This window comes from Maricaulis sp. D1M11 (assembly GCF_047308265.1).
Taxonomy (GTDB): Bacteria; Pseudomonadota; Alphaproteobacteria; order Caulobacterales; family Maricaulaceae; genus Maricaulis.
Map to the genome: position 1 here is coordinate 54,950 of NZ_JBKQWY010000005.1, position 19,743 is coordinate 74,692.

The 19,743-nt window shown below is 60.9% G+C and carries 19 protein-coding genes and 1 tRNA gene; 10 read left to right on the forward strand and 10 right to left on the reverse strand.

All coding sequences use genetic code 11. The features are described 5' to 3' along the window. Nucleotides 1-5 precede the first annotated feature (5 nt). Both radC and RMQ97_RS09355 read left to right on the forward strand, forming a co-directional pair. On the forward strand, nucleotides 6-728 hold the full coding sequence (gene radC / locus RMQ97_RS09350) for a RadC family protein (RefSeq protein ID WP_413660607.1): 723 nt from the start codon (nucleotides 6-8) through the stop codon (nucleotides 726-728). A 25-nt stretch (nucleotides 729-753) separates the two neighbouring features. After that, entirely contained in the window at nucleotides 754-2,499 is a 1,746-nt protein-coding gene (locus RMQ97_RS09355; protein ID WP_413660608.1) for an amidohydrolase, read from the forward strand. Here RMQ97_RS09355 and RMQ97_RS09360 read toward each other — a convergent pair. Next, nucleotides 2,496-2,885, reverse strand: a complete 390-nt coding sequence (locus tag RMQ97_RS09360; RefSeq protein WP_413660609.1) for a VOC family protein — start codon at nucleotides 2,883-2,885, stop codon at nucleotides 2,496-2,498. The two genes, RMQ97_RS09355 and RMQ97_RS09360, sit on opposite strands and share 4 nt — an antisense overlap. A 69-nt stretch (nucleotides 2,886-2,954) precedes the next feature. On the opposite strand from RMQ97_RS09360, the gene RMQ97_RS09365 reads away from it, so the two are divergent. Next, on the forward strand, nucleotides 2,955-4,172 hold the full coding sequence (locus RMQ97_RS09365) for a threonine synthase (RefSeq protein ID WP_413660610.1): 1,218 nt from the start codon (nucleotides 2,955-2,957) through the stop codon (nucleotides 4,170-4,172). 15 nt (nucleotides 4,173-4,187) lie between these two features. Here the strand turns inward: RMQ97_RS09365 and RMQ97_RS09370 are convergent, their stop codons facing one another. Further along, a complete protein-coding gene (locus RMQ97_RS09370; protein WP_413660611.1) occupies nucleotides 4,188-5,864 on the reverse strand; it encodes an NAD+ synthase in 1,677 nt (558 codons plus the stop codon). Between the two features lie 50 nt (nucleotides 5,865-5,914). Then, nucleotides 5,915-6,844: a Gfo/Idh/MocA family protein gene (locus RMQ97_RS09375; RefSeq protein WP_413660612.1), complete on the reverse strand. Its 930-nt coding sequence runs from the start codon at nucleotides 6,842-6,844 to the stop codon at nucleotides 5,915-5,917. A gap of 165 nt (nucleotides 6,845-7,009) precedes the next feature. Between RMQ97_RS09375 and RMQ97_RS09380 the strand changes: the two genes are divergently transcribed. From RMQ97_RS09380 to RMQ97_RS09390, 3 genes are read left to right on the forward strand one after another with little or no spacing between them, the layout of a single operon-like run. Continuing rightward, on the forward strand, nucleotides 7,010-7,909 hold the full coding sequence (locus tag RMQ97_RS09380) for a DUF3667 domain-containing protein (protein WP_413660613.1): 900 nt from the start codon (nucleotides 7,010-7,012) through the stop codon (nucleotides 7,907-7,909). Further along, entirely contained in the window at nucleotides 7,906-8,901 is a 996-nt protein-coding gene (locus RMQ97_RS09385) for an NADP-dependent oxidoreductase (protein ID WP_413660614.1), read from the forward strand. The genes RMQ97_RS09380 and RMQ97_RS09385 overlap by 4 nt, the downstream gene beginning before the upstream one ends. A 48-nt stretch (nucleotides 8,902-8,949) precedes the next feature. Continuing rightward, nucleotides 8,950-9,780, forward strand: coding sequence for a hypothetical protein (locus RMQ97_RS09390; protein WP_413660615.1), 831 nt, complete (start codon nucleotides 8,950-8,952; stop codon nucleotides 9,778-9,780). A gap of 1 nt (nucleotide 9,781) precedes the next feature. Here RMQ97_RS09390 and RMQ97_RS09395 read toward each other — a convergent pair whose 3' ends face one another. Continuing rightward, nucleotides 9,782-9,949 (reverse strand): hypothetical protein, encoded by a 168-nt coding sequence (locus RMQ97_RS09395; RefSeq protein ID WP_413660616.1) that lies wholly within the window; start codon nucleotides 9,947-9,949, stop codon nucleotides 9,782-9,784. A 237-nt stretch (nucleotides 9,950-10,186) separates the two neighbouring features. Here RMQ97_RS09395 and RMQ97_RS09400 point away from each other — a divergent pair, with 237 nt between their 5' ends. Continuing rightward, on the forward strand, nucleotides 10,187-10,453 hold the full coding sequence (locus tag RMQ97_RS09400; protein ID WP_413660617.1) for an HU family DNA-binding protein: 267 nt from the start codon (nucleotides 10,187-10,189) through the stop codon (nucleotides 10,451-10,453). A gap of 177 nt (nucleotides 10,454-10,630) precedes the next feature. Here RMQ97_RS09400 and RMQ97_RS09405 read toward each other — a convergent pair whose 3' ends face one another. The 5 genes from RMQ97_RS09405 to glmU form a co-directional block, all read right to left on the reverse strand. Continuing rightward, the gene (locus tag RMQ97_RS09405; RefSeq protein WP_413660618.1) at nucleotides 10,631-11,998 is read right to left on the reverse strand and encodes a class II 3-deoxy-7-phosphoheptulonate synthase; all 1,368 of its coding nucleotides are present in this window, start codon (nucleotides 11,996-11,998) and stop codon (nucleotides 10,631-10,633) included. Nucleotides 11,999-12,026: 28 nt separating this feature from the next. Then, a complete protein-coding gene (gene gor, locus RMQ97_RS09410) occupies nucleotides 12,027-13,406 on the reverse strand; it encodes a glutathione-disulfide reductase (protein WP_413660619.1) in 1,380 nt (459 codons plus the stop codon). A gap of 99 nt (nucleotides 13,407-13,505) precedes the next feature. After that, entirely contained in the window at nucleotides 13,506-14,204 is a 699-nt protein-coding gene (rpiA, locus tag RMQ97_RS09415; protein WP_413660620.1) for a ribose-5-phosphate isomerase RpiA, read from the reverse strand. After that, nucleotides 14,201-15,688, reverse strand: a complete 1,488-nt coding sequence (locus RMQ97_RS09420; RefSeq protein WP_413660621.1) for an NAD-dependent succinate-semialdehyde dehydrogenase — start codon at nucleotides 15,686-15,688, stop codon at nucleotides 14,201-14,203. The genes rpiA and RMQ97_RS09420 overlap by 4 nt, the downstream gene beginning before the upstream one ends. Nucleotides 15,689-15,693: 5 nt before the next feature. Continuing rightward, nucleotides 15,694-17,043 (reverse strand): bifunctional UDP-N-acetylglucosamine diphosphorylase/glucosamine-1-phosphate N-acetyltransferase GlmU, encoded by a 1,350-nt coding sequence (gene glmU / locus RMQ97_RS09425; protein ID WP_413660622.1) that lies wholly within the window; start codon nucleotides 17,041-17,043, stop codon nucleotides 15,694-15,696. A 130-nt stretch (nucleotides 17,044-17,173) separates the two neighbouring features. On the opposite strand from glmU, the gene RMQ97_RS09430 reads away from it, so the two are divergent. Continuing rightward, on the forward strand, nucleotides 17,174-17,863 hold the full coding sequence (locus RMQ97_RS09430; protein WP_413660623.1) for an HAD hydrolase-like protein: 690 nt from the start codon (nucleotides 17,174-17,176) through the stop codon (nucleotides 17,861-17,863). Here the strand turns inward: RMQ97_RS09430 and RMQ97_RS09435 are convergent. Continuing rightward, a complete protein-coding gene (locus RMQ97_RS09435) occupies nucleotides 17,860-18,078 on the reverse strand; it encodes a phosphoglycolate phosphatase (RefSeq protein WP_413660624.1) in 219 nt (72 codons plus the stop codon). The genes RMQ97_RS09430 and RMQ97_RS09435 overlap by 4 nt on opposite strands. A 247-nt stretch (nucleotides 18,079-18,325) precedes the next feature. On the opposite strand from RMQ97_RS09435, the gene RMQ97_RS09440 reads away from it, so the two are divergent. Together RMQ97_RS09440 and RMQ97_RS09445 are read left to right on the forward strand one after the other, a co-directional pair. Beyond that, a tRNA-Val gene (locus RMQ97_RS09440) sits at nucleotides 18,326-18,400 on the forward strand. Between the two features lie 274 nt (nucleotides 18,401-18,674). Next, a complete protein-coding gene (locus RMQ97_RS09445) occupies nucleotides 18,675-19,742 on the forward strand; it encodes an extracellular solute-binding protein (RefSeq protein ID WP_413660625.1) in 1,068 nt (355 codons plus the stop codon). Nucleotide 19,743 lies beyond the last annotated feature (1 nt).

Here is a 19,743-nt window from a genome sequence, read left to right on the forward strand (position 1 = left end):
TGCGAATGACCGGCGACATCCCATCCTCCGGTCATTCTCCATCACCCGTTGGCGCACCTGCCGATCATCTGGGTCACCGGGACCGCTTGCGTGACAAGCTGGTCTCGGGCGGTGGTGCAGGTCTGCATGATTATGAGCTGCTCGAACTCTACCTGTTTCGCTGTATTCCGCGCCGGGATGTGAAACCCATAGCCAAGTCGCTGATCGCACGTTTCGGGGATCTGGGCGGTGTCGTCACGGCGCGTCCGGTAGACCTGGCGAGCGTGAAAGGGATCAGCGACAAGACGGCCGCAGAACTCGTTTTGATCCAGGCCCTGGCCGAGCGTCTGGCCCGCGAACAGGTGATCGGCCGACCGGTGATTGCCTCCTGGTCAGCCCTGATCACCTATTGCCGAACCGCACTTCAACATGCCCGGACCGAGGAGTTCCGGGTCATGTTCCTCGACCGCAAGAACCGGCTGGTTGCGGACGAAGTGCTGGGTCAGGGCACGATTGATCATGCGCCGGTCTATCCCCGTGAAGTGGTCAAGCGCGCCCTCGCGCACGAAGCCTCCGCCCTCATACTGGTGCACAATCACCCGTCCGGTGATGCCACACCTAGCCAGGCCGATATCGACATGACCCGCAGCCTGATGGAGATCTGCCGGCCCTTCGATATTGTCGTCCACGATCATTTGGTGATTGGGCGAGAAAACACGTCCAGTTTCAAAACCCTGGGATTGATGTAGCCGCATGTATCGCTAGTGTGTCGCGATGATACGTGTCTTTGTCCTGTCCGCCCTCGCCGTCCTGATCGGACTTGTTACAATCGGTCTCCTGCTCGCCCGTTCGCCCGGACAGGTCGAGCACCAGGTGTTTTATGGCGGCCAGATTCTTCTGCCCGATGGCGAAACCGTGCAGGCCCTGCACGTCCATAACGGCCGGATCGCTGCACTGGGCGACGCCGACACCCTTATGAGATCCGTGCCCTGGGGGACACGCCGGATAGATCTGGACGGTGCGGTCCTGACCGCCGGACTGATCGAACCTCATACCCACCCACTGGCGACCGCCCTTCTGGGCGCGGCCACCGATGTCAGCGGGATTACCCATGCCGACCGCACCTCGATCATGGCCGAGCTCGAGACCGCCGCTCAAAGCTCCGGCCCCACACCCTGGGTCATCGCCTTTGGCTGGGATCCGGCCATGATGGATGGTCTGGACGCCCCAAGCCTTGCGGAACTGGACTCGCTGAGCCCCGACCGCCCGCTGATCATTCTCACCCAGATGATGCATGAGGCCTTCATCAATAGTGCGGCCATAGAGGCCGCCGGACTGACGGCGCAGACACCCGACCCGGAAGGTGGGCATTTTGATCGGGACGAGACCGGAGCCCTGACCGGACGCATAGTGGAGGTGTCAGCAATCCAGGCCGTTATGGCTGCCGCGCCCGAGGCCCCTGATGCCGCCTTGCGCTTCTTGCTGTTCAACGCGTTCAATGCCTATGCGGATGCGGGATACACCACGATTGGAGCAGCCTCCCTGGTCGGACGGGCGCGAGACCCGGTGGCGCTTTATGCCGCCGAGGCGCTCGCCGAACGGGCCGTCCTCAACACCGTGCTCTACACCGCTCCTGAGAACCGCCAGCACGCCCAGGACATGCTGGACACACCCGCACAATCCAACGCCGTGGTCCGCCTCGCCGGGATCAAGTTCTGGATGGACGGCTCCCCCTATGTCGGGGGGGCAGCACTGGCCGAACCCTATACACGCTCCCCCTTCACCGACACGGTGATCCATCTGCCTCAGGGGTGGCGCGGCTCCCTCCTGACGTCTGCGCAGGAGGCGCAGGATCTGATCACAGCGGCCAATGCGGGCGGATACCAGGTCGCCATTCATGCCCAGGGCGAAACCGCCATTGATGCGGCCCTCGATGCCATTGAAGCCGCGGGCGGTGGGCCACATCGCCTGGAACACCTCGCCCTGATCACCCCGGAACAGATCGAGCGCGCCAATGAGATGGGCGTGTCGCTGAGCTTTTTTATCGATCACATCCGGTTCTACGGTCATATGTTGCCGGATCTGGTCGGAGAGGCACGCACGGCGCGCTACATGCCCGTCGGTGCCGCGCTCGCCCAGGCCGAGACCGTGACCCTGCATGGAGATCATCCCGCCACGCCCATCAACGCGCTTCGCGTGATGGAGACGGCCACGGCGCGTCAGGCCCGGTTGGGCGGGCGGGTTTTGGCCCCCGATGAACGGATTTCGCGTCTGGATGCCCTGAACATGATGACCCTGTCCGCCGCCCGCCAGCTGGGGCTGGAGGATGAGACCGGGTCGATCGAACTGGGCAAGCGCGCTGATCTGACCTGTTTCACTGAAAATCCGCTCGACGCCGAGTTCGCTGACATCGACATCTGCGGCACCTGGATTGGCGGGCGCAAGACCGATACCCGATCCTGGTCGCTGCGCGCGACCGGACGAATGCTGTCTGCAGCGTGGGCGATGAGCTTTGGTTAGGTCGGTTCAATCGGCTGCCACAGCTCGATCTTCACGCCGTTCGGGTCCATGATCCAGGCGAAACGGCCATAGTCGAAATCCTGCGGCTCGCCCTCCAGCGCAATGCCCTTATCCGCAAGACGCGCCAGCATCGACTCCATATCGTCGATCATCAGATTGATCATGAAGGGATGGGATGAGGGTTTGAAATAATCCGTACCCGACTTGAAGCCTGAAAAAATGGTCCGCGCGCCCATCGGGAAGGCCCTGGCGCTGTCGGCATGCACAAAATCAGCACCACCATAATCATTGATGGTCAATCCGAGCACATCCTTGTACCAGGCCATCAACCCGTCCGGATCGACACACTGGAAAAAGACGCCGCCGACCCCGATCACATTTGCCATTGCCCACTCCCTATCTTTTCAAAGCAGATTAAGCTGTGAACCGACAGATTGCACGGAGAAACCACCATCATGCCCGCCACCTATTATTCGCATCTGGAATGTTCCGAGACGGGTGAGATCTTCGCCAAGGAGCAACCGCACAATCTGTCGGACACGGGCAAGCCCCTGCTCGCGCGTTATGATCTGATGCATGCACGCGAGGAGATTGACCGCGATGCTATCGCGGCCCGCCCGGGCGGGTTCTGGAAATGGCGCGAAATCCTGCCGGTGGCGCGGGATGAGGATGTGTGCGCGTTGGGCGAGATCGACACACCGCTGATCGAGACCCCGGCGACCGCCCGGGCGTCGGGCGCTACGGGCCGGGTCTGGGTCAAGGATGAAGGGCGCCTGCCCACCGGGAGTTTCAAGGCGCGCGGTCTGGCGCTGGCCGTCGCCATGGCGCACAGTTTTGGCATCAAGCGCCTCGCCATGCCCACCAATGGCAATGCCGGTGCAGCCCTTTCCGCCTATGCCAGTCGACTGGGCATGGAAAGCTATTGTTTTGCGCCGGACGACACGCCCGAAGTGAATATTCGCGAAATGGCACTGCAGGGCGCGCAGGTGTTCCGGGTCAATGGCTATATCCATCACTGCGGAGCGCTGGTCGGGGCCGGCAAGGAGGCCATGGGCTGGTTTGATGTCTCGACCCTGAAAGAGCCCTTCCGCATTGAAGGCAAGAAAACCATGGGGCTGGAACTGGCCCATCAGCTCGGTTGGCGCCTGCCGGACGCGATCTTCTACCCCACCGGCGGTGGAACGGGTCTGATCGGCATGTGGAAGGCATTCGACGAAATGGAGAAGCTGGGCTGGATCGGTCCGGAACGCCCTATGATGATCGCCGTCCAGGCCGAAGGCTGTGCGCCCATCGTCAAGGCCTGGAACGAGGAACAGCCCCATGCCGAGGAATGGCTGGATGCGCAGACATCGGCCATGGGTATTCGTGTGCCCAAGGCCATTGGCGATTTCCTGATCCTGCGCGCCTGTCAGGAAAGTGGCGGATTTGCCATATCTGTCTCGGAAGACCAGATCGAGACCGCCCGCACCCGCTGTGCCCGCGAAGACGGTCTTCTGCTCTGCCCGGAGGGCGCAGCCACACTCGCTGCGATGGAAAAATCAATCGCGGACGGGCTGATCGAGGCCGATGCAGAGTGCGTTCTGTTCAACTGCGGATCAGGCCTGAAATACGCCATGCCGGATACCTCACGCACGCTGGACCGGCATCAGGAGATTGATTGGGGGTCGCTGTGATCCCCAAATCCCCGTTCACTCATCTGCCGAACTCGCCCGGAATTTATTGGTGATGGGATAGCGGCGATCGCGTCCGAAATTCTTCGATCCGATTTTCACCCCCGGCGGAGCCTGGCGACGTTTGTATTCGGCGAAATAGAGCAGGTTCTCGACGCGCTTGACGGTCGCGGCATCAAATCCGGCATCAACCAGTTCGCGCGCGCTTTTTTCATCCTCGATGAGGCCTGTCAGAATGGCATCGAGAACATCATAATCCGGCAGGCTGTCCTGATCGGTCTGGTCTTCGCGCAATTCCGCACTGGGCGGTTTGGTAATGATACGATCGGGGATGACAACACCGCCCGGCCCCTCGCCCACACCCTCCACCTGTTCATTGCGCCAGCGCGCCAGGCGGAACACATCGGTTTTATAGACGTCCTTGAGCGCGTTATAGCCGCCATTCATATCGCCATAGAGGGTCGCATACCCCACAGCCATTTCGGACTTGTTCCCGGTGGACAGGACCATCGGACCGAATTTGTTGGACAAGGCCATCAGGATCACACCCCGGGCGCGCGATTGAAGGTTTTCCTCCGTCGTGTCCGGTTCGGTTCCGCGGAACGGTGTCTTGAGCACGCTGTCGAACCCGGCAATCACCGGTTCCACATCAATGATGTCATACCGCACACCCAGCGCCCGGGCGCAGGCCTCTGCATCGTCCAGACTGTCCTGGCTGGTGTATTTGGACGGCATCATCACGGCCCACACCTTGTCAGGGCCCAGCGCATCCACAGCGATCGCCGCGCTCAATGCGCTGTCGATACCGCCGGACATGCCCAGGACAACACCGGGAAATCCGTTCTTGGTGACATAATCACCCAAGGCCCGGCTCATGGCTCGCCAGTCGGCGTCCAGCCCCGTGCGCATCGGTTCGCGGGATGCGCCGTCGCACACCCAGCCCGTCTCGGTCCGCGTCCAGTGTGCAACGTCCATCTGCGCATCAAAACCGGCCAGCCGTTGGACTTCATCCCCTGCGGTATCGCGCGCAAAACTAGCCCCGTCGAAGACGAGTTCATCCTGTCCGCCCACCTGGTTGACGAAGACCAGAGCCTTGTCGCCCGACCAGCTCTCATACCAGCGCGAAAACGTGTCCCAGCGTTCTTGCTCGATCGAACGGCGCCAGGGGGAGCCATTGATGGAGATGAAGAAATCCGCACCCTGATCGATCAGGGCCTGGGGTACGTGAGGCAGCCAGATATCCTCGCAGATCGGCAGGCCCAGCTTCAGGCCGCGCCAGTTCACAATCTCCGGCAGAGGGCCGGCATCAAATACGCGTTTTTCGTCGAAGACCGCATAATTGGGCAGGTCGTGCTTGAACCGGAGCGCGAAAATCCGCCCCTCATCCAGCAGGGCCACAGCATTGTGGAGCTTGTCTCCCTCGCGCCACGGCGTGCCGATGAGAATGGCCGGTCCCTCACCTGCACTCAGCGGCGCCAGCGCGTCCAGGGCGGCGTGACAGGCGGTAATGGCCGCGCGTTTGAGCACGAGGTCTTCCGGCGGATAGCCCGTCAGAAACAGTTCGGGGAAGACAATGAGATCCACACCGCGGGCGCGCGCTTCCGCATGCGCAGCCTTGGCCATGGCAAGATTGCCCGCGATATCTCCGAGAACCGGATTGAGCTGGGCAGACAGGATGGACAAACGATCGCTCATGCCCGCCACTTAGTCCCAAGTGACGGGCGGCGCAAGAGATCGGGCAATCTCTAGCTGCCGTAAACGCGCTCGCCATCCACGGCCCGGGCGGCATCCAATGCGCGCAGGCCGGCGATCCCCGGGACCACGACCGGCGATTTATTGATCACCGAGTCGAGAAAGGCCGAGACATTGGCGCCCAGGCTGTCCTTAGCGCGTGGATCCTCGCCAAAGTCCGGATTGAGGTCGTGCGGCGTATTATTCACGAAGGTCTTGGCGACGAAATCAATGTCCAGCGTGCCGCTTTCATATTCGACATGCATGGTGCGCGCCCGGTCGTCATGGACCCGGCTGGAGGTCAGCTCGGCCACACAGCCGTTCTCAAAAGTCAGGACGGCCTTGGCGATATCAGGATGACCGAAACGGCCTTCATCCACCTCACCCTCGACACTCCTGACCGGCGCTCCGGCCAGCGCGATGGCCAGATCGAGATCATGGATCATCAGATCGAGCGTCACAGAGACATCGAGATTGCGGTCCGATGGCGGCCCCATGCGCTGGGCAATAATGCGCTTGGGTTGCTCGGCGACCCGCATCAGTCCCATCGCCTCGAACACGAAGCGTTCTTGGTGTCCCACTTGCAGCACGCAGCCATGGCTGGCGGCCAGGCCGACCATTTCCCGGGCTTCTTCCACACTCGCCGCCACAGGTTTTTCAACCAGGACATGACGCCCCCGCGCCAGCGCCGAGGCCGCGGCCTCGAAGTGATAGATGGCCGGGCTCGCCACAGTGATCACATCACAGTCGAGAATCAGCTCCCGCGCCGTCTCATAGGCGCGACCCCCAAATTTCTCGGCCAGCGCAGCGGCCTTGGCCAGATCCGGATCAAAGACCCCGACCAGTTCAGCCCGCGGCTCGGCCGCATATTTGGACGCGTGATAACCGCCGAAGACACCTGCTCCGACAACGCCCGCTTTCACACTCGTGATGTCGGATGTCATGTGCTCATTCCTGAATTTTGTTCGGTGCATACAGGAACCGGTTTCAGGATCAAGAAATTAGACCATCACCTCTTGTTACGCGGCATTGCGTGCCCAGCCGAACGCAGCGAGTGCTTGCACCTTGACGCGGGCGGTTTACCATCCCGGGCAAGAGGGGAGATCATCGTGTCTGACGCGAACGCGCATTCCAAGCCGGACCATTCCAAGTCGGACCATTCCAAGTCAGACGATGACACACCGCGCCTTGCAGGCCGCGGCAAAGCTGGCATGTCTGAGCCATCCCAAACCCCGTCCTCATCTCCGTCCAACCCGGGAACCGAGAACGAGGCTCTCGATGCGGTGACGATTGCTGCTTTCGATGTGGATGCCCGCATTTTCCGCACACTCTGGCACAGCCTCATCATGCCGCTCGACGTCGCCCATGACTGTCTGCGGGGTGATTTCACGCGCTATATCTCGCCGGTCCGGGTTTTTCTGGCGCTGTTCGGTCTTCAATTCACGGTGGCGGCCATGTTCGGCACCCCGCTGACGCCGACGGTGGACACGCTGACGCTCAATCTCAGCCCTGACGCGTTCGAGACCTGGTTGGCAGGCGTGCCACGCAGCGAGATCAATATCGCCCTGGACCGCTGGTTCGGTGCCTTGATGATGCCCATCATGATCCTGGCCTCCCTGCCCTACCTGGTGCTGTTGAAACTCTTTCGAATTCCGATCAGCTGGTGGGGGCATGTGACGCTCTATCTGATACCCACCAATGCCAGCCAGATCATCATGGTGGCCTTCCTCCCGCTGGGCATGTTTGACGTGATGTTCTTTCTGCTCGCGACGCTGATCGGCATGGTCGCCTTTTTCATGGTCCAGGGCCGCATGATCGCCCGCTATTATGCGCGCACCGCCTGGGGGGCGAGCTGGCGCATCACCCTTCTGGTTTTGCTGTTGCCCATATCCATGTTTCTCACTCTGCTGTTCCAACAGATCGCCATTGCGCTCATTCTCGATCGCAATTTCGACCTTTCGCTTCTAGAGCTTTATCTTCTCGAACTTGACCACGGAGACCCGCAATGAAATCGCGCGAAGTCCATCTGAACGCCTATCTGCAAGGCGAGCCCAAGCCGGAAAACTTCTCAGTTGTCGAGGCCGACCTGCCCGCACCGGACATCGGTCAGGTTCGAGTCCGCAACACCTATATCTCGGTTGATCCTTATATGCGGGGCCGGATGAGTGGGCGCCACACCTATATCGCCCCCTTCGCCATCGGTGCCGTCATGGAAGGCGGTGCTGTGGGCGTGGTCGCGGACAGCGAGTTTGATGGTCTCAATCCCGGCGATCATGTGATGTCGATGTATGGCTGGCGTGAAGGTTATACCGCCGCGGGCAATACGGTCATGAAGATCGACACGCAAAGCCTGCCGGAACAAGCCTATCTGGGCATTGCCGGTCTGACCGGGTTGACCGCCTATGTCGGGCTCAAGCGCATGATCGACCTCAAGGAGGGCGAGACCGTGTGGATGTCCGCTGGCGCAGGCGCTGTGGGCTCGGCCGGCATCCAGTTTGCCAAGGCCATGGGCGCCACGGTCATTGCCACCGCTGGCGGCGCCGAGAAATGCGAGTATGTCAAATCCATCGGTGCCGACCATGCCATTGACTACAAGGCGACGGATGATCTTGCCGCGGCCATCCGGGCTGTCGCACCGCAGGGTGTGGATGCCTATTTCGAGAATGTCGGCGGGACGCACTTCACCGCCGCTCTGGAGGTGCTGAACCCACGCGGGCGCATCGCCGCCTGCGGCATGATCCAGCGCTATAATGATGCCGAACAAGCCTCCATCACGGACAATCTCACCATGATTGTCGGCAAGTCGCTGAATATTCGCGGCTTCATCGTCTCTGACCACATGGACATCCAGGGCGATTTTGTCTCTGACCTCACAAGCTGGATGATGGCTGGCAAGATCCAGCCCGCCGAGACCGTGCTGGACGGGATTGATCAAGCACCTGCGGCGTTCATGGGCCTGTTTGAAGGTCGCAATACCGGCAAGATGCTGGTGAAAATCTGATCAATGGTGCGGGCCGCTTCGGCGGCCCGTTCTCGACGGGGGAAACGCGTGGATACTGGGATTGAGCAGGACCGCAAGGCGGCCCTGAACCGAGGCGATATGGAAAGCCTGACCGAGGAGGTTCTCGGTCTGAACTATCGCGGCATGCGTACGTTGTGGACGCTTGTGATCTTTCCCCGCCGAGTGTTCAAGGCATTCATGACCCGCGATCTGGTGCCCTATACGCCCCCTCTGCGGATCTGGCTGACCTTGATGAGTCTCGGTGTTCTGCTTTCTGTCCTGTGGGGTGGATATGGCGGCATGCTTCACGAGCAATTCATTCCCGCAGGCTCACCCCTCAACGCGTTCGACTACGTCCCACCCGAAGACAGTCCCGAATTGCCTGGCTGCGCCCGGCTCGACAACGCCATCGGCTCCTTTCCGGCAACGATCCAGAAGCTGACGGGCAAGTGTTTTCTCAATTATGCCGAGTCCTATGGCAACTGGGCCGCTGTCCTCCACGCCCCGTTGATTGGTGCCATCAGCCTGATCAACATTTTTATTCTGGGGTGGATGACCCGGGATGCCCACTGGCGCAGTCTCTGGAACATTGTGTTCGGCTTCCAGGTCGTCGCTTCGTTTGTAGGTGTGACAATTGGCACGATCTTGATGTCTCAAGGTGTGTCGCCGATGATCACACCGCTTATTGTGCCCCTCTCAACCCTCTATGTCTTCCTCCGTGGCGGTTATGGCATCTTTGCGTCGACATGGGTCGGGCTCGTGGTGAAGAGCCTGCTCTTCGCCTTCTGCTGGATGATTATCCTGATGCTGGGCAGCATGTTGATGACGACACTCGCCATGGTGGGGCCGTTGATCGTCATTTTTATCCAGTACGGCTAGGTCAGGCGTCTTCCGGTCGACGCGTCAGCCGACCAAACAGCCAACCGGCTCCAATCGCCGCGACAAGTGCAGATCCGGTCTGTCCCAGACCGATCTGGTCTGCACCCCAATAGACACCGAACGCGACCAGTAGAAGCAATGGTAGCAAGCGAATCGACCGAATCGTCATGTCTGTTTTCATGATTGGTTCACCCTGAAACATGTGGATTACTGGTCGCAAACTTCGGGCCGACACCCCAATTCGGGGGTTTTCCAAGGGAAAATGCAGTGATTCCGGCCGGAATCTCCTGATATAGCTTGCCAATCCACTCTCTTCTTGGCCTTCATTGTCCGGTCAATGAACTGGCAGCTGCCGAATGGTCGAAAGGTGATCGCTAGGCCCTGCTCAACAACCGGGGGGAACCCTATGAACAAGTCTGATCTCGCCAAGGCCGTTGCCGACAAGACCGGCCTGTCCCGCACCCAAGCTGGTGAAGCCGTTGATGCTGCTATCGAAGCCATCATCGATGCCGTCAAAGAAGATGACAGCGTCCAGCTGGCTGGCTTTGGCACCTTCCACGCCAAGCATCGCGAAGCCCGTGAAGTGCGTAATCCGCGCACTGGCGAAAAAATGATGTCCAAGGCCCGCACGCAGGCGGCTTTCCGCCCGGCCGCGGCTCTCAAAGACATCTAATCAGTCCTATCAGGGTTCTGATGAAGCGCCGCCCGCATACCGGGCGGCGTTTTTTATGGTGCAACAGCGTGACACAACACCAACCCTGTCTGACTTGAGCCCTGTCACGACACACAAACGGCCCGCTGCGAGAGCAACGGGCCGTTGTGTCTTCAATACCGGCTGGTGGCCGGGCCTCTAGGCCGCGTTGATCGTGTTATTGCGGCGCACGCGCTTGATCGACTCGGCAATCCGGAAGGACATGTCCAGCGCCTGATCGGCGTTGAGGCGCGGATCACAATGCGTGTGGTAACGCGATTCCAGATCGGCCTCGGTGACCGGGTTGGCACCGCCCACACATTCGGTCACATCCCGTCCCGTCATCTCGAAATGCACACCGCCCGGATGCGCACCTTCGGCGTAGAGCACCTCCATAAAGGTCTCCAGCTCGGTGAGGATCTTGTCGAACTCACGGGTCTTGTAGCCGTTATCCGTCTTGACGGTATTGCCGTGCATGGGATCAGAGGACCAGACGACCTTGCGGCCCGCTTGCGTGACCGCCCGGGCCAGTGCCGGCAATTTCTCGCCGATCGTATTATGTCCCATACGCGTGATCAGCACGAGACGGCCCGCTTCATTGGCCGGGTTTAGCGCATCGATCGTCGCCAGCAATTCATCCGGCGTCATGCCCGGCCCGCACTTCACCCCGATCGGGTTGGAGATGCCACGCGCATACTCGAAATGCGCACCATCGAGCTGACGGGTCCGCTCACCGATCCAGATCATATGGGCCGAGGTCGCATACCAGCTGCCCGTATTGGGATCGCGACGGGTCAGCGCCTCCTCGAACGGCAGGTGCAGGGCTTCGTGACTGGTAAAGAAGTCGACCGACTCCAGGGCCGGAGCACTCTCGGCCGTCACACCACAGGCCCGCATAAAGGACAGGGCCTCGCTGATACGGTCAGCCGTTTCAGCGTAAAGCTCGGCGGCAGGACTGTCCTTGACGAAGTCCAGTGTCCACTGGTGGACATTCTGCAGGTCGGCATAACCGCCTGACGCAAAGGCACGCAACAGGTTGAGGGTCGACGCCGACTGGTCATAGGCACGCAGCAGGCGCTGCGGATCCGGCTCGCGCGATTCCGGCGTGAAGGCGACGCCGTTCACACTGTCGCCGCGATAGCTCGGCAAGCTCACACCATCAATGGTTTCCATGTCGGACGAGCGCGGCTTGGCAAACTGCCCCGCCATACGGCCCACTTTCACCACGGGCTTGCTGGCTGCAAAGGTCAACACCACCGCCATTTGCAGCAAAACGCGGAAGGTGTCGCGCACGCCTTCCGTGGAGAATTCACGGAAGCTTTCCGCACAATCCCCGCCCTGAAGGAGGAAGGCCCGGCCGGCTGCCACATCGGCAAGCTGACGACGCAGGCGTCGTGCCTCGCCGGCAAATACGAGTGCCGGGCGATTGGCCAATTCCTCGGTGGCCCGCGCCAGGGCGAGCTCATCCTTGTATTTGGGCATTTGCTGGACAGGCCGGGCCCGCCAGGAATTCGGAGTCCACGTCATTTCAAGGCCGCTTTCATCATCTTGCAGCTTACTGCTCGGGCGGTGTCCATTTCTCCTTCATGGTCACCAGTTCTTCCGCACTCGTCGGGTGTACGGCACAGGCTGCATCATACTGATCCTTTGTCAGCCCCGCCTTAACGGCGATGGCGGCCAGCTGGATCATTTCCGGTGCATCCGGTCCGACAATGTGCACACCCAGCACCCTTTGGGTCTCACCCTCGACCACCAGCTTCATGAGCATACGGCTCTGCTGGTCTCCGAGGGTCTGCTTCATCGGGCGGAAGCTGGTCTTGTACACGTCGACGCTTGCATGTTTTTTGCGCGCATCCTCCTCAGACAGCCCCACGCTTCCAACGGGAGGCTGTGTGAAGACGGCTGACGCAATATCATCATGGTCGAAAGCCGTCGGCGTGTCACCATACACTGTTGCAGCAAAGGCAGCACCTTCGCGTATGGCCACCGGCGTCAGATTGACGCGATTGGTGACATCACCCACCGCATAGATGTGGTCAACGCTGGTTTTGGAATACTCATCCACACGAACCGCACCCTTGTCATCGATCTCGACGCCCGCAGCATCAAGCCCCAGACCCGCGACGGCGGGCACACGGCCGATGGCATACATCACGACATCGGTATCGATATGCTCGCCATTGGTGAGGTGGACCCGCTTGCTGCCGTCCTCGAGCTGTTCGATGCGCTTGAACACGGTGTTGGTCTTGATCTCGACACCGGACATCTCGATTTCCTTGTGAACATGCTCACGCACATCCATGTCGAAACCGCGAAGCACCGGACTGCCCCGATAGACCTGGGTGACCTTCGACCCCATGCCGTTGAAGATCTGGGCAAATTCGCAGGCAATATAGCCCCCGCCCGCAATCACAACACGCTGAGGCAGGCTGTCGAGGTGGAAAGCCTCGTTTGACGTGATACCCAGCTCATACCCCTCGATATCATCGGGCACATAGGGCGTTCCGCCGGTGGCAATGAGGATGGTCCGGGCCGTGACCGTCTTGCCGGAATTGACCAGGCGCAGGGTGTGCGCATCCACAAACTCGGCGCGATCGGAAATCGTTTCCACCCCGGCATTGCCCAGAATACGACCATAAATGCCTTCAAGCCGGTCGATTTCCTTATCCTTGTTGGCAATCAAGCTTTCCCAGCTGAAGGTCGTCTCCCCCACGCTCCAGCCGAAATCCTCGGCGAGCTTGAAGTATTTGGGAAATTCACTGGCATAGACGAAGAGTTTCTTCGGCACACAGCCGCGGATCACACAGGTCCCGCCATAACGAAACTCCTCGGCGATCGCCACCTTGCCTGCTCCGTGCTGACGCGCCATGCGGGCCGCACGCACACCGCCGGAACCGGCACCAATAACAAACAGGTCGTAGTCAAATTCGCTCATAATCTGTGTCCTTGCGGCAGGCCCCTCGCGTGAGGACGGAGGCCGTCAATCTGGCTGGCAAGCTGGGGTGTGGACCGGCGACATGGAAGACGCAGAACTTCACAATTCCATCACGCGCGCCTGATGATCCTCACCCACAATCACCACACGGGCCATGTTGAGGAACAGGCCGTGCTCGACAACACCGGGAAGATCCTTGAGGCCCACATCCACCGCGCTGGCATCGGGGATTTCACCACAGCCACAATCGAGAATGTAGTTTCCGCCATCGGTGATAAAGGGATCGAGCCCGTCACCCTTGCGGCGCAATTGCACGTCCGGCTTGCTGACACCGGCCTTGCTGAGGGCCTGATAGATCTGGCGCGCCGTGATGGAGAAGCCGAACGGGTCGACCTCCACCGGAAGCGGGAACTGCCCCAGTGTCGAGACCAGCTTGCTCTCGTCGACGATCACCACCATCAGATCGGACGCCCGGGCGATGAGTTTCTCGCGCAGATGGCGTCCGCCGCCCCCCTTGATGAGCTGGAAACGCCCGTCGACCTCGTCGGCCCCATCAATGGTCACGGCAATCTGGTCGACATGGTCAACATCGAGAAGCGGGATACCGACATCACGCGCCAGATCGGCGGTCTGATCAGAGGTGGGCACACCCTTGATATTGAGCCCGTTGCGGACCCGTTCGCCCAGCATGCGCACAAAAATCTCTGCGGTCGAACCGGACCCCAGACCCAGCGTCATGCCCTCTTCGACATAATCAAAGGCGGCGGCTGCCGCGTGAGTTTTCTGACGATCACTCATGTGTCCACTCCCCCCAGAAGCACATATTTCAGCTCGGTGAATTCCTCGACACCCCATTTACCGCCCTCGCGGCCAATGCCCGATTCCTTGACTCCACCGAACGGCGTTGCGGCCGAACCGACCATGGGCGCGTTGACGCCGATCATGCCGTAATCCAGGCCTTCGGTCATGCGATGCACCCGGCCAATATCGCGCGTGTACAGATACGCGGCCAGGCCGTAGGGCGTGTCATTGGCAAAACGCAGGATTTCGGCCTCGCTGTCCATTTTGTAGACGCTGGCCACCGGGCCAAAAATCTCGAAACAGGCCAGGTCCATCTCCGGTGTTCCGCCCTCGATCAGGGTCGGCGCATAAAAGGCACCGCCCAGCTCATCGACCAGAGAGTGTCCACCGGACACAATGCGCGCACCGCCATCCACGGCCCGGCGCACCAGCCCATCCACGCGCTCTACAGCCTGGGTGTGGATCAGCGGCCCCAGATCCGTATCCCCCGCGAAACCATCACCCACCTTGAGAGCGTCGACCTTGGTTTTCAGGGCTGCCAGCAGGTCGTCATAAATACCCGGCTGGGCAATGATCCGGTTGGCCGACACACAGGTCTGTCCGGAGACGCGGAATTTCGAGGCCACAATGCCCGCGGCCGCGGTGTCCACATCGGCATCATCCATGATGATGAAGGGCGCATTGCCGCCCAGTTCGAGAGCGACGCGTTTCACGCCATCTGCTGCCTGGCGCATCAGCAGCTTGCCCACCGGGGTCGAGCCCGTGAAACCGATCATGCGGACTTCGGGCGCGCCGGTCAGTACCGGCCCGATTTCCTGGGCATCGCCGCACACAATGTTGAACACGCCCTTGGGTACGCCTGCCTCCTCGGCCAGCTCAGCCAGAGCGAGTGCAGAGAGCGGGGTTTCCGGCGCAGGCTTGATCACCATGGTGCAGCCCGCCGCCAGGGCCGGAGCACATTTGCGGGTGATCATGGCATTGGGGAAGTTCCATGGCGTGATACACGCCACAACACCGATGGGCGCGCGTGTCGTCCAGCCACGTGAACCAGGAAACGGCGGCGTCAGGGTTTCGCCATGAATACGCTTGGCCTCTTCCGCCGACCATTCGATGAAGGCCGCGCCGTAGACGATTTCGCCCCGGGCCTCGCGATAGGTCTTGCCCATTTCCGCGGTCAGGATGGTCGCCAGATCATCGGCATGGGCGAGGATGAGATCATGCCAGCGCATGAGGATCTTGCCGCGCTCATAAGGCGAGACCTTTTTCCAGCGTTCAAACGCGGTCTGAGCGGCCTCGACCGCGCTGCGCGCGCCCTCCGCGCCCACATCCGCCAAATGTGCGATATCCTCACCCGTGGCGGGATTGTTGATCACCAGCGAACGCGGCCCCTCCACCCAGGCGCCATTGATATAGGACTGGTGGCGCAGAAGACGGGGTTCGGACAGTCTGGACGCCAGGGTGTCAGCGGTCAAAGTGGTCATGCGCATCAGTCCTTCTTGCTTTTGCGGGCGGTTTTCACCGTGCGAAAACGCTCGGCCCAGCCCTCTTTATTACTCTGTTCTGCCCGGGCCAGAGCCAGCGCGTCCGCCGGCACATCACGGGTGATGACCCCGCCCGACCCGGTAAAGGCCCCCGCTCCCACCGTGACCGGCGCGACCAGAGCCGTGTTGGAGCCGATGAACGCGCCCTCACCGACGACGGTGCGATACTTGTCGAAGCCATCATAATTGCAGGTGATCGTACCCGCGCCCAGATTGGCCGAAGCTCCGATATCTGCATCTCCCACATAGGAAAGATGGTTCACCTTTGCACCGGGGCCGATCTGCGCTTTTTTCACCTCGACAAAATTGCCGATCTTGGCGCCCTCGCCAATTTCCGCCGCCGGACGCAATCGGGCATAGGGACCGACCACCGCCCCCGAGCCCACACGCGCACCTTCCAGATGGGAAAAGGCACGAATACGGGCGTCTTCGGCGATCGTTACTCCGGGACCAAACACGACATGCGGCTCGATCACTACATCGCGCTCGATCGAGGTGTCCCAGGCAAAATGCACACTTTGAGGATCCTGCAGCGTGACACCGGCCGCCATCATCTCCTCGCGCTTGCGCGACTGGAAAGCGGCCTCGGCGGCAGCCAGGTCAAGACGCGAGTTCACACCGAGCACTTCGTCAGACGGCGCCACGACCACAGCGGCATCCAGCCCGCGGGCCCGCGCCAGCCCGACCACATCGGTCAGATAGTATTCGCCATTGGCATTTTCATTGGTCACTTCGGACAGGAGGTCGAACAGGAGCGGCGCCGGCGCGGCCAGCACTCCCGAATTAACGAGGCCAACGGCCAGTTCTTCGCGGCTCGCATCCTTAGCTTCGACAATCCGGTCAAGCCCGCCCGCCGCATTGGTGATCAGACGACCATAGGCCGCCGGATCCGACGGTTCAAAGCCCAGCACCGCCACAGATGCGCCTGCATCCAGGGCCTCAAAGACGCGCTCCAGGGTCTGTTCACGGATCAGCGGCGTATCGGCATAGAGAATGACCGCATGCCCCTGGAAGCCCTCAAGTGCCGCCTGGGCGGCCTGAACCGCATGGCCCGTTCCCTGGGGCGGGTCCTGGAGCGCCGTCAAAGTGCCCGCTGCTTCAGCCGCGACCCGCACGGCCGGAGAATGCGCGCCCCACACCGTAACGGTCTTTTCAGCGCCCACCTGTGCGCTCAGATCCACCACCCAGTCGAGCATGGGCCGGCCGCCCACGGCATGAAGGACCTTAACGGTCTTGGACTTCATGCGTGTGCCCTGGCCCGCGGCAAGGATGATGGCGGCACGTTTGGCGGTCATGGTGAGATTCCCTGATTAGTCGACGGCTGCAATTCCACGAGTCGGCGCTATAGCCTATCGGACAAGAAGACGCGACCATGGCAAAAGGCAGTCGCGATTGCACGGGGAAAAGGGCATGATATCCACGGACATGGCAGAGGTATTCAGTCAGGCCTCCATCGCTTTCGACCTGGATGGAACGCTGGTCGACACGGCACCGGATCTGGTCCGCGCTCTCAACGCGGTCATCGCCCCGCATGGCCTGTCCCCCATTCCCGTGGCGGATGTGCGCCTTATGGTGGGTCGCGGAGCCGGAGCGCTGATCCGCCGGGCGTTTGAGCGCCATGGACATCCACCGTTATCAGAGGCTGCCCTGACCGAGGAGATCGCGCGCTTTATCGAGATCTATAATGCCGACATCGCGGCGCAGAGCCGCCCGTTTGATCAGGTCGAGCCCACTTTAATCGCGCTGCGTGAGGCCGGAGCCCATCTCTCCGTTTGCACCAACAAACCCAGCCTGCTCGCCGACAGCCTACTCAAGGCGCTGGAGCTGGATCACTATTTCGAACGCATTCTCGGACCAGAGCGTACGCGAGCCAAAAAACCGGCCGCCGATCATGTTCACGACGCACTGGACCCGAGCCGTCGGTTCACGGCGCTGATCGGGGACAGCGAAACCGATACGCTGGCCGCCCAGGCCGCCGGAGTGCCCGTCATTCTCATGACCTATGGCTATAATGAAAAGCCGGCCAGCTCTTTGGGAGCTGACCGGCTTTTATCTCGGTTTTCCGAGGTCCCTCTGGCTCTCACCCAAATCTGGGCGGAACCGGACGGAAATTAGGCGCTGCGACGCTCGCTGCCCGTATCATTGGCGGCGCGACGCGGCATGCCATTGACCATGTTGGAGCGCACATCGGTACGAGCCGAGCGCATGGCCGGCATAAAGCCAGCGTCAACCAGGTCAATATTCACGTCGTAACCGCGCTCAGCCCAATAGGCTTCGATACGGGATTTGAGGCGACGGGCACCTTCCGGGGTGCAAAGATCGCTTTGCATAGACAAAACCTCCATAGCGGCCGGAACCATCCCGGCCGGGTACGCACTAAAGCGGATGTGAATTTGGTCGGGATCACGTTGTGCTGATCACCGGTCGGAGGGCTGATATAGGGAAGCGGCGTTTATGACGAGACCATGAAGGTGTGGCAAGTTGTCGCACCCCAAGAAAATGACAGCTGCGGAGCGCCAGCTACCAGTGCTTGACCCCACGCATTGCCCTGCGTATACGAGCGCCTTCCGGAATTGAGGGCGATTAGCTCAGCGGGAGAGCACCTCGTTCACACCGAGGGGGTCACTGGTTCAATCCCAGTATCGCCCACCATCTCTTTTCCGGCCTTTCTCACCCCAGATTGCAATCACCCCGCACGGCTCTACCGTCACGTGTCTGTCAACGAATCGGTGTCTACTGAAACCTTTCTCCAATCATTGAGGTGGTATCGTCCCGTCCGGGGTTCGACCTGGGTCCAAGGCAGGCCCTTAGCACGTGAACCGGATTTGACTTGCGACGCCGGGACGCAGGTTTTTCCTGCTCACCCCTCTTGTTTTGAGAATTATTCGCAATAAACTCCGGTCACATTCTGATTTCTGGAGCTTCCATGTCTTCCGCACGCTTGATTCTGGCCGCATCCCTTTTCGCGGTCGCCTGTTCCCCGGCCTCTGAAACCCCGTCTTCGACGGCAGACAGCGCGCCCGGTTCCGATGCCGCACCGCGCGTCGTCAATGTCTACAGTGCCCGTCACTATCGCTCTGACGCGTTCATCTATGAACTCTTCACCGAGCAGACCGGAATCGAGGTCAATCTCGTCACGGCCAGTGGCGATCAACTGATCGAACGTGTTCGTGTGGATGGTGAGCGCAGCCCGGCCGATGTGATCATCACTGTGGATGCGGCCCGTCTGCACCGGGCGGAACAGGCCGGCCTGTTCGCCCAGACGGACTATGCCAGCTTCCTGCCGCCCATCGCTGATAATCTGGTCGATCCGGACGGGTATTGGGTCTCCATGTCACTGCGAACCCGCGTCATCGCCCGTTCGACCGACCGCGTGGCCGAAGATGCGGTGACATCTTATGCCGATCTCGCTGATCCGCGCTGGCAGGGCCGCGTGTGTACGCGTGGTGCCGGCAGCCCGTATAACCAGTCCCTGCTGGCCGCCCAGATCGCTGAGAATGGCGAGGACGCTGCCCAGGCCTGGGCTGCAGGCATTGTGGCCAATTTCGCCCATGATCCGGTCGGCGGTGATCGCGACCAGTTGCGGTCCGTCGCCGCAGACGAGTGTGATCTGGCGATCACCAATCATTATTACTACCTGATGCTGGCCAATTCGGACAATCCGGCCGACCAGGCCGTGGCTGCCGCCACCACCCTGGTCTTCCCGGACCAGGCGGGCATGGGGGCCCATGTCAACGTGTCCGGCATCGGCATCGCCGCCAATGCCCCGCACCCGGATGAAGCCCGCGAACTGGTATCCTTCTTCTTCTCCGAGCCGGCCCAGCGAGCCTTTGCCGAGCTGACCAATGAGATCACCGTGGTCGAGGGCGTGGAGTGGGATAATGCCAATCTGGCAAACCTGCTGCCGTTCGAAATGGATGACCGCAATGTCTCCGAACTGGGGGATCACAATGAAACGGCCCAGCGCATTTTCGACCGGGTTGGCTGGCAATAGA